8 protein-coding genes are annotated in these 12,619 nt (G+C 62.3%); 5 read left to right on the top strand and 3 right to left on the bottom strand.

Features of this window, described 5'->3' with window-relative positions:
* Positions 1 to 83 precede the first annotated feature (83 nt).
* On the bottom strand, positions 84 to 1,313 hold the full coding sequence (gene amrB, locus VGI36_21270) for an AmmeMemoRadiSam system protein B (protein HEY2487683.1): 1,230 nt from the start codon (positions 1,311 to 1,313) through the stop codon (positions 84 to 86).
* A gap of 69 nt (positions 1,314 to 1,382) precedes the next feature.
* On the opposite strand from amrB, the gene VGI36_21265 reads away from it, so the two are divergent.
* Positions 1,383 to 1,808: a Rieske 2Fe-2S domain-containing protein gene (locus VGI36_21265; protein HEY2487682.1), complete on the top strand. Its 426-nt coding sequence runs from the start codon at positions 1,383 to 1,385 to the stop codon at positions 1,806 to 1,808.
* Between the two features lie 292 nt (positions 1,809 to 2,100).
* Here the strand turns inward: VGI36_21265 and VGI36_21260 are convergent, their stop codons facing one another.
* Together VGI36_21260 and rlmD are read right to left on the bottom strand one after the other, a co-directional pair.
* A complete protein-coding gene (locus VGI36_21260; protein ID HEY2487681.1) occupies positions 2,101 to 2,352 on the bottom strand; it encodes a hypothetical protein in 252 nt (83 codons plus the stop codon).
* 64 nt (positions 2,353 to 2,416) lie between these two features.
* A complete protein-coding gene (gene rlmD / locus VGI36_21255; protein ID HEY2487680.1) occupies positions 2,417 to 3,646 on the bottom strand; it encodes a 23S rRNA (uracil(1939)-C(5))-methyltransferase RlmD in 1,230 nt (409 codons plus the stop codon).
* 539 nt (positions 3,647 to 4,185) lie between these two features.
* Between rlmD and VGI36_21250 the strand changes: the two genes are divergently transcribed.
* The 4 genes from VGI36_21250 to VGI36_21235 all read left to right on the top strand — a co-directional run.
* Positions 4,186 to 8,925, top strand: coding sequence for an NAD-glutamate dehydrogenase domain-containing protein (locus VGI36_21250; protein HEY2487679.1), 4,740 nt, complete (start codon positions 4,186 to 4,188; stop codon positions 8,923 to 8,925).
* 98 nt (positions 8,926 to 9,023) lie between these two features.
* Positions 9,024 to 10,406, top strand: coding sequence for a cobyrinate a,c-diamide synthase (locus VGI36_21245; GenBank protein HEY2487678.1), 1,383 nt, complete (start codon positions 9,024 to 9,026; stop codon positions 10,404 to 10,406).
* Positions 10,406 to 11,911 (top strand): cobyric acid synthase, encoded by a 1,506-nt coding sequence (locus VGI36_21240; protein ID HEY2487677.1) that lies wholly within the window; start codon positions 10,406 to 10,408, stop codon positions 11,909 to 11,911. The genes VGI36_21245 and VGI36_21240 overlap by 1 nt, the downstream gene beginning before the upstream one ends.
* A 279-nt stretch (positions 11,912 to 12,190) precedes the next feature.
* A partial coding sequence (locus VGI36_21235; protein HEY2487676.1) for a chlorite dismutase family protein occupies positions 12,191 to 12,619 on the top strand: 429 nt, incomplete at its 3' end.

The following is a 12,619-nucleotide window of genomic DNA, read 5'->3' as shown; positions in this document are numbered from 1 at the left end:
TTTTCGCTTCTCCAGAGGGCGAGCAAATCTGTCAGGTTGCCCGTTCCCACCTGGAGTTCAAGCGCCTGGGTCGGCCAGAGACCTCAGTCGATCGCCAGACTGGCGAACGATACGCACGACTCAGTCTGTGGCTCCATGGCAATCCCGTACTTGAGCAGCCGCCCGGCACGCCCCTTTAGTAATTCGAGCTGCGTATACATCGGAGAGAGCCCGCAGATCTTGCGCGCATCCCGGTCCCTGAGGATATCCGCGAAGAACCCGTTCGGGTCGCCACGCTTGATGTTCTCGATCAGCTCCAAATCCTCGCGCTGAATGCGCCTTGCCACCCCCTCGTCCGCCGCAAAAGAATCGCCAAACTTGCGGCCCACGTGCGCAAAGTCCACTCCCGCCAGCACCAGCACGTTGCGTTTTTCGGCGCCGAGCAGGTCATTCAGCGCATCGAGGAACGAGCGCACGCGCGGGTCGTCGGTCGGTGTCAAGCCGGAAGCGACCATCTCCTGAAACGAGCTCACCAGAATCGGAACGATCTGGTACCCGCGAATGCCGAGTGCATAGGCGAGAAACAGCGCCTGGAATTCGATCGAATGTTCCCCGCGATGTAGAACCTCGTCGCCGAGCAGGTCGCCACCCGTGAAGCGTGCCACGAGGTTATTGACGAAATCGCGGTCGGTTTCGACCGCTCCGAGCGGGGTTGCGTAGTTCTTGCGTGTCGCGCTGAAGAGTTCCGGGCCCGCGCCCTGATGCGAGGTACCGAGGATAATCACCAGCTCCGGTGGATCATGTGCCATCAACTCCGCGTAGGCGTGTGCATATGCCGCCGCGCCGCGCCGTGGATCGATGTGCGGGGCGATGAGCCCCTTGAGCGAAGCGCCCGGTTTGCGAGGCAGCGCTCGCCCGGGTCCTTCCGGCGGATCGAAAAACGCCCCCAGCTCCGCGCGCAGCGCCGCCGGTTCGCGGCTGTAGCAAAGACCAGCCAGCGCTGCCGGTCGTTCGGTAAGCGCGAGGAACGCTTCGCGCTCGCTCTGCTCCCGCTCGCGGAACGCCGGGGAGTCCAGAAAGAGGGCGCGATCGAGCGCCTCTACCAATCCGGTCAATTGCTCGAGCGGCAGCATTTCGCCGAAGCGTTTCATGAACGCCGCTTGTACATCGCGCAGGTCGTTGACCCCGTTGAACAGCGTGATGATGAAGTACGCGCCCATCCCGAGCATGATGGGATTAGGCGCCACGCCGCTCGAATCGCGCAGGCAGACCAGCGTCTGCCCATTCTGCTCGACCGGAAACGCTTCGACCGCGCGAATTTTGGGCCGTTCCATCGGAATCGTTTACAGATGCTATGGGCTTTGAGAAACTCCAGCAAGCTGATTTGCTGGCAAACCGGCCGCATGCCCGATCCAAATCCCCGTCACGGCACCCTAACTCGTTCGCGTCCACGCAAAAGAGCCGCGCCGGTCCGCTATCGTGTCGCGAGGGTAGGAGATGTTGCGCCGGGCGAATCGATAAAATTCATGCTGCCGATTCGCAACGCCGATGAAGAATGCTTTTTAATCAACTTCGACGGAAAGCATCATGCCTATGTGAATCGGTGCCGCCACGTGCCGATGGCGATGGACTGGATCGACAACCAGTTCTTTGCCGAAGAAGGCCCCTATCTGATGTGCCAGACGCACAACGCCTACTACGAACCCGCCAGCGGCGAATGCATCGCGGGTCCGCCTACCGCGTGCGGCAAATTTCTCTACCGCGTACCACTCGAGATCAAGGGGGGCATAATCTACGCGCGCGCCCCCGAGCAGGACTTCGAGGACTAGATCGTTTTTCCAACGGTGGCTGGTGAATCGAGGCGGGTGAGTTTGCCGGATTTCCGCTACCCAGACCGCGCGCTCAAGCTCGCCAGTTCGGCGCCCCGACACTCTGCCAAAGGAGAAAGGACTTTCCAAGGATCGGTGGTAAAGGGGAGCTATCCAGAAGCTGTTCGCCGATGCCGACGTATGCCCGACCGTCACACTGCAAGGTGCAGGTCCTTCTCCTCGATGAGGACGAGCGTATCGGTGCTAAACTGGAGGTGGAGATGCTTGGGCTGGGAGCGAGACGCGGCCGGGCTTACTCGTACTCGTCGCCGAAATGGGCACGCACGATGCGTGCCTTGAGGTACTCCAACGTCCCCAGGTCCTCAACGATGTCGCCCCCGGTGTCGTAGAAAAAAAGCTCGCCGTTCTTGGTGCGGCCCACCGCGATGATCCATTCGAGGTCATCGCGATCTTCCAACAAATAATTGATGGTTTGAGCCACGCCGCGTCCCGGGATGATGGTAATCTTCGGGCGCGCGAGTTTTTCCTTTTCCTGCTTGGGCATCGCCTTGGTTTACCTTCTGGCGGGAGACGCAATCGATAGACCTACATTAAGAACGGCCCGCAATCTAAGTCAATACCGCGCCGGCCACGATCTCGACATGATGTGTGTTAGGAAAAAAGTCGAACGCGCGCACACGGGTGACGCGGTACTTTTCGGTACATAGCATCCGCAAATCGCGCGCCAACGTGGCGACGTCACACGACACATACACAACCCGCGCCGGACGCAAGCGCATGATCGGTTCCATCAACTGCGCGGCTCCCGTCCGCGGTGGGTCGAGCAACACGATCTCCGGCCGCGAACGGGCGCGATGCAAAAACGCCACCAGCTCGCGCGCCTCCATCGCAACGAACCTTGTCTCGGCAAGACCGAGTTGCTGCGCATTGCGAGCGGCGGCCGCGACTGCCGCCGCGTCTGCGTCAACACCGGTCACCTGTGCACCCCGCCGCGCGGCGGGAATCGAGAAGTTCCCGGCACCACAGAACAGATCCAACATGGAGCACGGCGGTTGCGGCGCGGCGATCTCCAGCGCAGCTTGGACCAGCTTTTGATTCTGCGGGCGATTCACCTGGCTGAACAGGTCGGCATCGCTGCGCAGCACCAAGCCCGGCTCAATTTCGACAAGGATTTCGGTATCGCCCACGACCGTGCGCGATTCACCCGCGCGCAGCACGATCCCTGCGGTCGACGGGTCGGATTCGAGGAACCGCCGCACGCCGCGAATTTGCTGTGCAACTGCGGGCTTCTTCAGGTAGGCAACCAGCACCTGGCGCGCTTCAGACTGACGCACTACCTCGATTTCCAGCAGATCGCGGCTGAGCGCTCGCGCCAGGCGCGCCGCCGACTCAAGACGACAGTCCGCAACCAGACAACGATCGATCTCAACTATCCGGTTGCTGGCCGACTCGTAGAGGCCGATCGATCCGCGTCTTCCGACCTTAAGCCGCACGCGCGACCGATATTGGAACTCGGAAGGCGCCGGCTCCACCAGAGTGGCGGGGTCGAGCTCGACTCCCAGCGCATGTCTGAACTCGTGTGCGACGATCTGCGCCTTCAGCCGCACTTGTTCGTGATATTCCAGGTGCTGCCAGTCGCAGCCGCCGCAGCGCGGAAGAAAGATGCAGGGGGGCAAGCGCCGCGCGCCGCCGGGAGCGACGACGCGAACGATGTGCCCGATTGCATACCCGCCGTGCTCCGATTGAATGGTGATGTCCAACAGGTCACCCGGCACCGAGTGAGGCACCATCACCGATTTGCCATCGACCCGTCCGACCCCATAGGGTCCGTAGGTCATCGCGCTAATCTCAACCAGAGGCACGCAAGTTCAACCTAAAGAATTCCTTCGCCCTAGCCCAGGGCAGGTGCGGGGGAAACAGCCTACCTTTAGTTACGACCCCATCTGGTACTGGCGCGAGTTCGGCACCTCGAAGACGTCTCAAGACCCGCAGTTCGACGCCCGGCAACCTGTCCGCGCCAGCACCGTGGCAGCGGCCTCTATCGTCTGCCCGAATAAGGGGAGGAACCTCAAGCGTTCATGCAGTTAACAACTTGTGAATCTCTCGCTGAAGGCCTGCGCGGGCTCGTAAGCCAAACCTACTGGTAAAAATCATAACATATCGTGGTACGAGCGAGAGCCGAACAGCTGGCACCATGACCCGGGCCGGGGCGAGCGATCGCGAGTATCGGGTAGCCGGCCCTTACCAGCCAAGCGTCCAAATGCCCGAGGCGCTCGATGTAGGGCAAGATGTCGATTGCTCGCGCCCTGGACCCGCTGCCGCCCCTATTTACCATCGGCTAGCCGCCCTGCTCTATGCCGCCTTATAATTAGTGATTGTGGCATCATCATCTGACTTTTCCGATCTCATCGCACACAGTGTTCCGCGCGAAGACCAGAACCGGCTGACCGTCTTTGCCGACCGGCTCTTTGCTCGCGAACCACACGACCGCTTCGAGCCGATTTCGGCACAACGCCGTCTGGAACTGACTCGCGCGGCTTTCGACTTCTTTGCGTCCCGCAGCGAGCCCATCGCGGTGCGAGTGACCCCCGGCCCAACCGAGGGCCTCACCGTCGTCGAAACCACGATGCCCGATTGTCCCTTCATCATCGACAGCCTGCTCGAATACTTCCGGCATCTTGGTGCGCACGTCGCGATGATGTTGCATCCCGTGTACCGCGTCGCACGCGACGACCAGGGCAAGATCGTTTCATTGGAACAGGCGTCCTCGACCGAACTGGGCGAGTCCTTTGTCTACGCCGAGCTCGAGACCGGGGCCGAGCCCACCGCACTGGATCACATCGCTGCCGAGGTGCGGGCCGTCCTCGTTGACGTGCGCAAAGCGACCGGCGATTTCGAGGTGATGACCTCGCGCGCACTGCAGATTTGCGAGGAAAGCGCCGCGCAACGCGGACTGATAGACATGCGCGACTTCCTACGCTGGCTGGTGCAGGGGGGGTTCGTGTTTCTCGGCTATCGCCGCTACAAGGTGAGCGGCTCTGATGGGGCCGGGAAGTTCGCTGCCGATCTCGGCACCGAACTCGGTATCATGCGTGATCACGATCAGGCGAGGTTTCGCGACTACGGGTCGCTAAGCGAGATGACCGCGGCGCGGCGCAAGCTTTTCTTTGAGGGACCCCCGCTCGTGATCAGCAAATCACGCGTCGAGTCACAGGTGCATCGCCGGAGCCTGATGGATACCATCGCCATTCGTCGCTCCGGGGCGGGCAACCAGGTTGAAGCCTTCGATTTTTTCATTGGCCTCTTCACCTCGAGGGCTTATGCCGAAGAATCGCAGCATATTCCCATTCTGCGCACCAAACTGCGGCAGGTAATAGATTCCGAGCATGCGGTGCCCGGTTCGCACGACTACAAGGAACTGGTCGCCACTTTCAACAGCTTTCCCAAGGAGGAACTCTTTCGCGCGTCGACTTCGGAACTCCTCGAACAGCTACAGGTCATCCTGGATCTCAAAAACGAATCCGCGGTGCGTTTGAAGACCCTCACCGATGTGCAGCGCGGAGTGGTCATTGCGTTGGTGGTAATGCCGCGCGAGGGGTTCGCGGCAGACGTACGAGTCAGAATTCAGCAAGCGCTCGCGGACGGCTTGAACGGCACCCTGATGTACTGCGTCCTCGCCATCGGCGAAGGGTACACGGCGCGCCTGCATTTCTGTTTTGACGCGGATCCGCCGAAACCCAGCAGGGTCAGGGAACTCGAAAGCCACGTCAAGCAGCTGGCTCATCGCTGGGAAGATCGGCTCCGTGAGCTACTCCTGGCGAACCTTGGTGGGCACCGAGGCCGCGAGATTTGGACACGATGGGCCGGGGCGTTCGGGGCGGAATACCAGGCGGTAACCAGTGCGCAACGCGCGGCGACTGATATCGAGCGCATCGAAGACCTGATGAGCGTCGGCCGAAGCTTCGCCGCGGAAGTCGCACCGAGCGAAGCCGCCGACGCGGACTCCGACCAGCTGCGGATGGCAGGAATCGGCGACCCTCCCGCGCTGTCCGAGTTGATGCCGATTCTGCAGAACTTCGGGCTCGCGGTTCTGTCTGAAGACTCACACGTGTGCCGACCGCAGCTCGGCGCGCGCCGCGCTTACGTCGAGGAATTTTCCGTGCGCGGTACGGACGGACAACCGCTGCGGGATCTGCCGGGAGCCGGCTTCCTCGCCGACGCGATTGTCGCGGTGCGCGAAGGTCAGGCCGAGGATGACCCGCTCAACGCGCTGGTACTTACCGCCGGTCTCGGGTGGCGCGAAGTCGCGTTACTCCGGGCGTATTTGGCTGCGGCCTTTCAAATGCGCCTGGCACCGGCACGGCCCACCCTTCGGCACGCGCTGGTGACGTATCCGCAGCTCGCACGTGCGATGTTCGAACTGTTTGAGGCGCGTCTCGATCCGAGCCTCGCGGCCTCGGCGCAAGATCTTGCCGCGGTGCGCGCCGCCTACCTCGAGAAGCTGGGCGCGGTCGAGAGCATCGCCGACGACCGCACCGCGCGCACCTTCCTCGGCATGGTCGAAGCGACCGTTCGCACCAACTACTTTTGCGAGATACCGCAACCCGATCCTTACATCGCGCTCAAATTCGAGAGCGGAAAAATCGCGAACCTGGATGACACTCCGCCGCTGTACGAAATCCACGTCAACAGTCCCCGGATGGAGGGGTGCCACCTGCGCGGCGGCAAGGTTGCTCGCGGCGGAATCCGCTTCAGCGACCGGGTCGACGATTACCGCACAGAAATTCTCGACCTCATGAAGACCCAGACGGTGAAGAACGCGATCATCGTGCCGACCGGTTCCAAGGGTGGCTTCGTCGTCAAACGTCCCGCCAGCGCAGGACCAGCCGGGGTCGAGGCGTATAAGACGCTGATGCGTGCGATGCTCGACTTGACCGACAACGCGACCGCCGGCACCGTGGAGCATCCGCCGCGGGTCAAGGTGCTGGACACCGACGGACCGTACCTGGTGGTCGCAGCCGACAAAGGCACCGCGGCATTCTCCGACATCGCAAATGAAATCGCCCTTGCACGCGGCTTCTGGCTGGGCGATGCGTTCGCATCCGGCGGCGAACACGGTTTCGACCACAAGAGGATGGGCATCACCGCGCGCGGCGCCTGGGAGTCGGCGCGCCGGCACCTCCACGAGATGGGCCGTGACCCCGATCGCGGCGCTCCACTTACCATGATCGGAATCGGCGACATGTCGGGCGACGTGTTCGGCAACGGCCTTCTTCGATCACGTAACGTGAAACTCATCGCGGCGTTTGACCATCGCCATATCTTCATCGACCCCGACCCCGACCCGGCGGCCAGCTTTGCCGAGCGCCAACGACTCTACGAAAAGCCGCTCTCACAGTGGTCCGACTACAATCCCGCGCTTATCAGTCGCGGTGGCGGGGTGTGGCGCCGCGGCCAGAAGCGCATCGAGCTGAGTTCCGAGGCGCGTGCCGCGCTCGGATGCGAGAGCGATGCGCTCGATGGCGAGAGTCTGGTACGCGCCATTCTGCGGGTCCCCGCCGACATGCTGTACAACGGCGGCATCGGCACTTACGTGCGTGCGGATGATGAAACGGACGAACAGGTCGGCGACCACGCCAATGATCAGTGCCGCGTCACGGCCGCCGAGCTGCGCGTACGGGTGGTGGTCGAAGGCGGAAATCTCGGCTTTACCCAGCGAGCCAGAATTGAGTACGCACTCGGCGGCGGGCGCATCAATACTGATGCAATCGACAACTCGGCCGGCGTCGATACCTCTGACCATGAAGTAAACCTCAAGGTCCTGCTTCAGCACGATACCTCGGCGGGCAAGGTCAGTTTCAAGGATCGTAACGCCCTTCTGGCTACCCTGACCGAAGAGGTGGCCGCCAGCGTCTTGCGAGACAACCGCGACCAGGCGCTGATGCTCTCGCTGGAGCAGGTCCGAAGCCGCACTCATCTCAGTGCGTTCGTCGATCTGATGCAAACGGTGCAGGCTCAAGGCCCGCTCCACCGTTACGAAAGTGCACTACCGTCCAAGGAAGCGCTTCGCGAACGCCGTACCCGCTACCCCGGTCTCACTCGTCCGGAGCTCGCCGTGGTTACTGCCTATACGAAAATTGATTTGGTCCAGCGGCTCGAGGGTACGCCGCTATTGGACGATCCCTATCTGACGAAGCGCTTTCTAACGCCGTATTTTCCAGAATCGATCGCGGAACGCTTCCGGGATTCGATGGACAGTCACCGTTTGCGCAAGGAGCTGATCGCGACCCGGATGGTCAATGAGCTGGTTGACCTGATGGGCTCCACCTTCGTGTTCGGAATGATGCGTGATCACGGAGTCGAGGCCTGGCAAGCGCTACGCGCCTGGCTTGTCGCTGCCGACATCCTGTGCGTTCGCGATATGGCCGAGAGCTTCACGGCAGGGGCTCCCTTTACGAGCAGCGGCGAGTCCGAGCTCGAAGGATTCTTTGCGCTTGAGCGGGCGGCTGGTGGCGCGGCTGGATGGGCTATCCAGAACGTAGATGGTGAACTCCCAATAGGTGCATCAGTTGAGAGCTTTAGGGGTGCGTTTCAGGATCTTGCCGTCCAGTTCGAGCAGTTCCTCACCGCCGGCGAGCGGGAGCGATTTGAGACCGTTTATCGTGAGCTGCGTCGCGCCCTCGCGGACGGGGAAGCAGCCCACCGGCTGGCGCGGCTGGCATTCGCCGATCATTTGCTCAACACCCTGGGGCTGAGCTTGGCACGCAAGGTCTCGCCGGCCCGCGCGGCGGCCGCCTACTTTGGGCTCACGGCGAACCTCGATTTTTCACGCCTGGAATCTGCGATTACGAATGTCAGCGATGAGGATCGCTGGGAACGGCGTGCGGCGCAGGAACTCGCCGACGAGCTTCGCACCGCGCGCGTCTCGCTGTGCAACGCGTTGCTTGACGAACGTGACGAGTTTCCCGCCGCGATCGAGAAACTGCGCACCAAGCGCGCCTCGGAGTTCGCGGAAACCGCCCGGCTACTCGACGAGCTTTCGACCATGTCAGCCGTCCCGATGCCCGCGGTCCACGTCGCAATCCGCGCCATCTCACGGCTGGCCGCAAAAAAGTGATTGGGAAAATCTCTTCCCTCCCCGGACGTGCGGGCTAGGGTAATTGGACCCGGCGGGAACCTGAAAAACGCAATCACCGTATCGCAACGAACCGCGCAATGAGTTCGGCTCTCAATATTCCCAGGATCGTAATCGCGGCCACCGGAAGCGGCGCAGGTAAAACCACCACTACGGTTGCTCTGCTGGGCGCCTTGCGGGCCAGAGGTCTGCGGGTTGCTGCCTTCAAATGCGGTCCCGACTACCTCGACCCCACTTATCACGCCCGCGTGCTGGGCAAGCCCTCGCAAAACCTCGACGGGTGGATGATGGGCCGGGATGCGGTGCTGGCGACTTTCGCGCGTGCGGCCGCAGGCGCCGACCTAGCGGTGATCGAGGGAATGATGGGACTCTTCGATGGCGCCGCGCCGGATCGCGATGAGGGTTCCACCGCTGAGATCGCCAAGTGGCTTTCCGCGCCGGTGGTTTTGGTTCACGACGCATCAGGGGTTGCCCGCACCATCTCGGCGATCGCGCGCGGGTTCGCGCAGTTCGATCCGGAACTGAGTCTGGGGGGCCTTATCTGCAACCGCGTTGGCAGTAAGGGACACCTGGATTTGCTGACGCAGTCGCGCCCCGCCGCGCGGGTGCTGGGCGGTTTTCCATCAAACCCGGCGTTGGCGTTTCCCGAACGCCATCTTGGGCTGATCTACGCAACTCGCGAGGCCTTCTCGGATCGGATGATCGGTGAGTGGACGCGTGCCGCACAGGAGTGGCTCAACCTGGATGCGATCATCGAGCTCGCTCGGAGCTCGCCGCCGCTCGAAGTCCCGTTCCCTCAAAACGCCGTCCACGCCGCTGCGCTATGTCGGATCGCAATCGCCTACGACGACGCGTTCCATTTCTACTATGAGGACAACCTGCGTCGCCTCGAAGACCTCGGCGCCGAACTGATTCGTTTCGCACCGACGCGCGACCGGGCCCTGCCCGAGGCCGATGGACTCTACATCGGCGGCGGGTACCCGGAGGTTATGGCGCGTGAGCTATCATCAAATTCGAGCATGCTGCAAGGCATTCGCCGATTCGCAGGAGACGGCCATCCCATTTATGCGGAATGTGGTGGGCTCATGTACTTGAGTGAAGGAATTCGCACGCTCGATGGGACGCGCTGGCCAATGCTCGCGCTGCTTCCCGGAGTCGCCGCGATGGCCGAACGTCTGCAGGCTCTGGGGTATGTCGAAGTCGAAACCTGCACTCCCACCATACTCGGCCCGGCGGGCCTAAATTTCCGGGGCCATCAATTCCGCTACTCAACCCTTGAGGGGAGCGGCGGCCAGCTGCACGCCGTTTCGGCGTACAGGGTCGCGCCCAAATGGGGCGCACCATTTCAGGAAGGGTTCGCGCGTGGGAACGTGCTGGGTTCGTACGTTCACGCCCATTGGGCATCCAACCCGGCCGTCCCGGAAGGCTTCATAAGTTCGTGCCTCACCTCGCGAAAACCCTGATGCTGCAGGGCACGGCCTCGTCGGTGGGCAAGTCTTTGCTCACCGTCGCACTGTGTCGGATCCTTCATGAAGACGGCTATCGGGTCGCACCGTTCAAGGCTCAAAACATGGCCCTCAACGCCGCGGTAACCAGCACTGGTGGCGAAATTGGCCGCGCACAGGCGGTCCAGGCGGAGGCCGCGTGCATTGCGCCCACCGTCGAGATGAATCCAATTTTGCTCAAGCCCGAGGGTGGGATGCGATCCCAGGTGGTGATCCTCGGCCGGTCCGCGGGAAGCATGACCTGGGGCGAGTATCAGAAGATGAGGGCCGCGTTGATCCGCACGGTTGACGATTGTATCGCGAAACTGCGCGCTGCCTTCGACGTGGTCGTGATCGAGGGCGCGGGCAGCCCCGCTGAAATAAACCTGCGCTCGCAGGACCTCGTGAATATGCATGTGGCAGAGGCCGCCGAGGCACCCGTGCTGCTCATCGGCGACATCGAGCGCGGCGGTGTGTTCGCGCATCTGGCAGGTACGCTGGAACTGCTGCCGCCCGGAGAGCGCGCGCGAATTGCCGGGCTCGTGATCAACAAATTTCGCGGCGACGCGGCGCTCCTGAAGCCAGGGCTCGACTACCTCGAATCTCGCTACCGCCTGCCGGTTCTCGGTGTCGTTCCATTCGTCGAACGTCTGCGCATAGCCGAGGAAGACTCGGTCGCGTTGGAGGGTCGACGCTCTGCACCGTCGCAAGGCGCAGGCGAGCTGCAAATTGTGATCGTCCGTCTGCCGGGCATTTCTAACTATGACGATTTCTCCGCGCTGGAACACGAACCGGGCGTCGTGCTGAGCTACGTAGACGGCGAGCAGGCAATTCGGCGCGCCGATCTGGTCATCATTCCTGGCTCCAAAAGCACGATGCGTGACCTCGCCTGGCTGCGTCGCCTCGGACTTGACCGCCCTATCACGGAGAGAGCCGAGGTGGGTTGCCTGACGCTCGGCATCTGCGGCGGATGCCAAATGCTCGGTGAAAGGATCGAAGACCCCGAGGGCGTGGAATCCGAACAGCGCGCAACCGCTGGTCTCGGCCTGTTGCCCCTGACGACCCGCTTCGAGCGGGCCAAGCGTACCACCCAGGTCCGCGCGACGGTCTATAGTGCCTCGTTCATTGGTGCACGGTCCGGCGCCGAGGAACTTAGTGGCTATGAAATCCACATGGGACGCACGATCGCGGCGAAGGGCGCGGCATCGCCCTTTCGAATCATCTCTCGCAACGGCGAGCCGTGCGACGCACCCGACGGCGCGATTAGTCCAAACCAAGCCAGCGTCGGAACGATGCTGCATGGAATCTTTGAGAACGACGGGGTGCGTGCCGCGCTAATGTCTTCGCTGCGAAAACGTAAAGGGTTGGCCGAACCTGAAAGTCCCTTGGTTGCCTCGCGAGATGCGGAATATGGTCGCCTCGCGGCGGTCGTCCGCACATCGCTGGACATCGCCGCGGTAAAGAGAATCTCAGGGATCGCTTGAGCGTCGCGCGTGCCGGCCTGGAGATCTCGTGTCTAGTGCACCCACCCCTCGTCCCGAAAGAGCGTGAAACCTGCCTTTGAGAGAACGCTGCAAACACCGACGCGCCCGCATCTGCGGAGCCAAGACGCTCGGAACGGTCGCGAGTCCGGTCGTGGTCGACCGGCGAGCCATCCGCGCCAGCTCCGCTGCAACCACTCGACTTCGCTCGGAATTTAGGGCAACCGGCCATCACAGGTTGATAGGCAGGCTGTTTCGCACCCTGCTAAAATCGGTGACGCTATGAAGGCCGCCGACTCCCCGTCCGGGCCAAAGACACTTGCGGAGGTTCCCGGGGCACCGCTCACGCTTGAGGGCTTTGGCATCCTGCACCAGATGTTCCGCCTGCGCCGCCGGCCCTGGCGTGCGATGCCAGAATCGCAGCGCCGCCAAATGGTTGACGACGCGGTCAAAACCTTCACCGCGATGGCGTCGCGCGAGGACGGCGAAAGCGCGTTCTTCGCGGAGTTGGGACACAAGGGCGACCTGCTCGTCATTCACTTCCGTCGCAGCTTCGATGAGCTGAATGCGGCACAGATAGCGGTCGGTGGGCTGCACCTGAGCGACTATCTCGAACCCACGACCTCGTATGTTTCGGTGATCGAAATCGGGCTGTACGAGGCGACCGTCGCGCGTCATGCCCGGCTGGCCGAGGAAAACATCCGACCGCGC

The sequence above is a fragment of the Candidatus Binataceae bacterium genome, from assembly GCA_036495685.1.
In the GTDB taxonomy this organism is placed as follows: domain Bacteria; phylum Desulfobacterota; class Binatia; order Binatales; family Binataceae; genus JAFAHS01.
The sequence above is the reverse complement of the archived record's forward strand: the minus strand, read 5'-3'. Positions and strand labels throughout refer to the sequence as shown.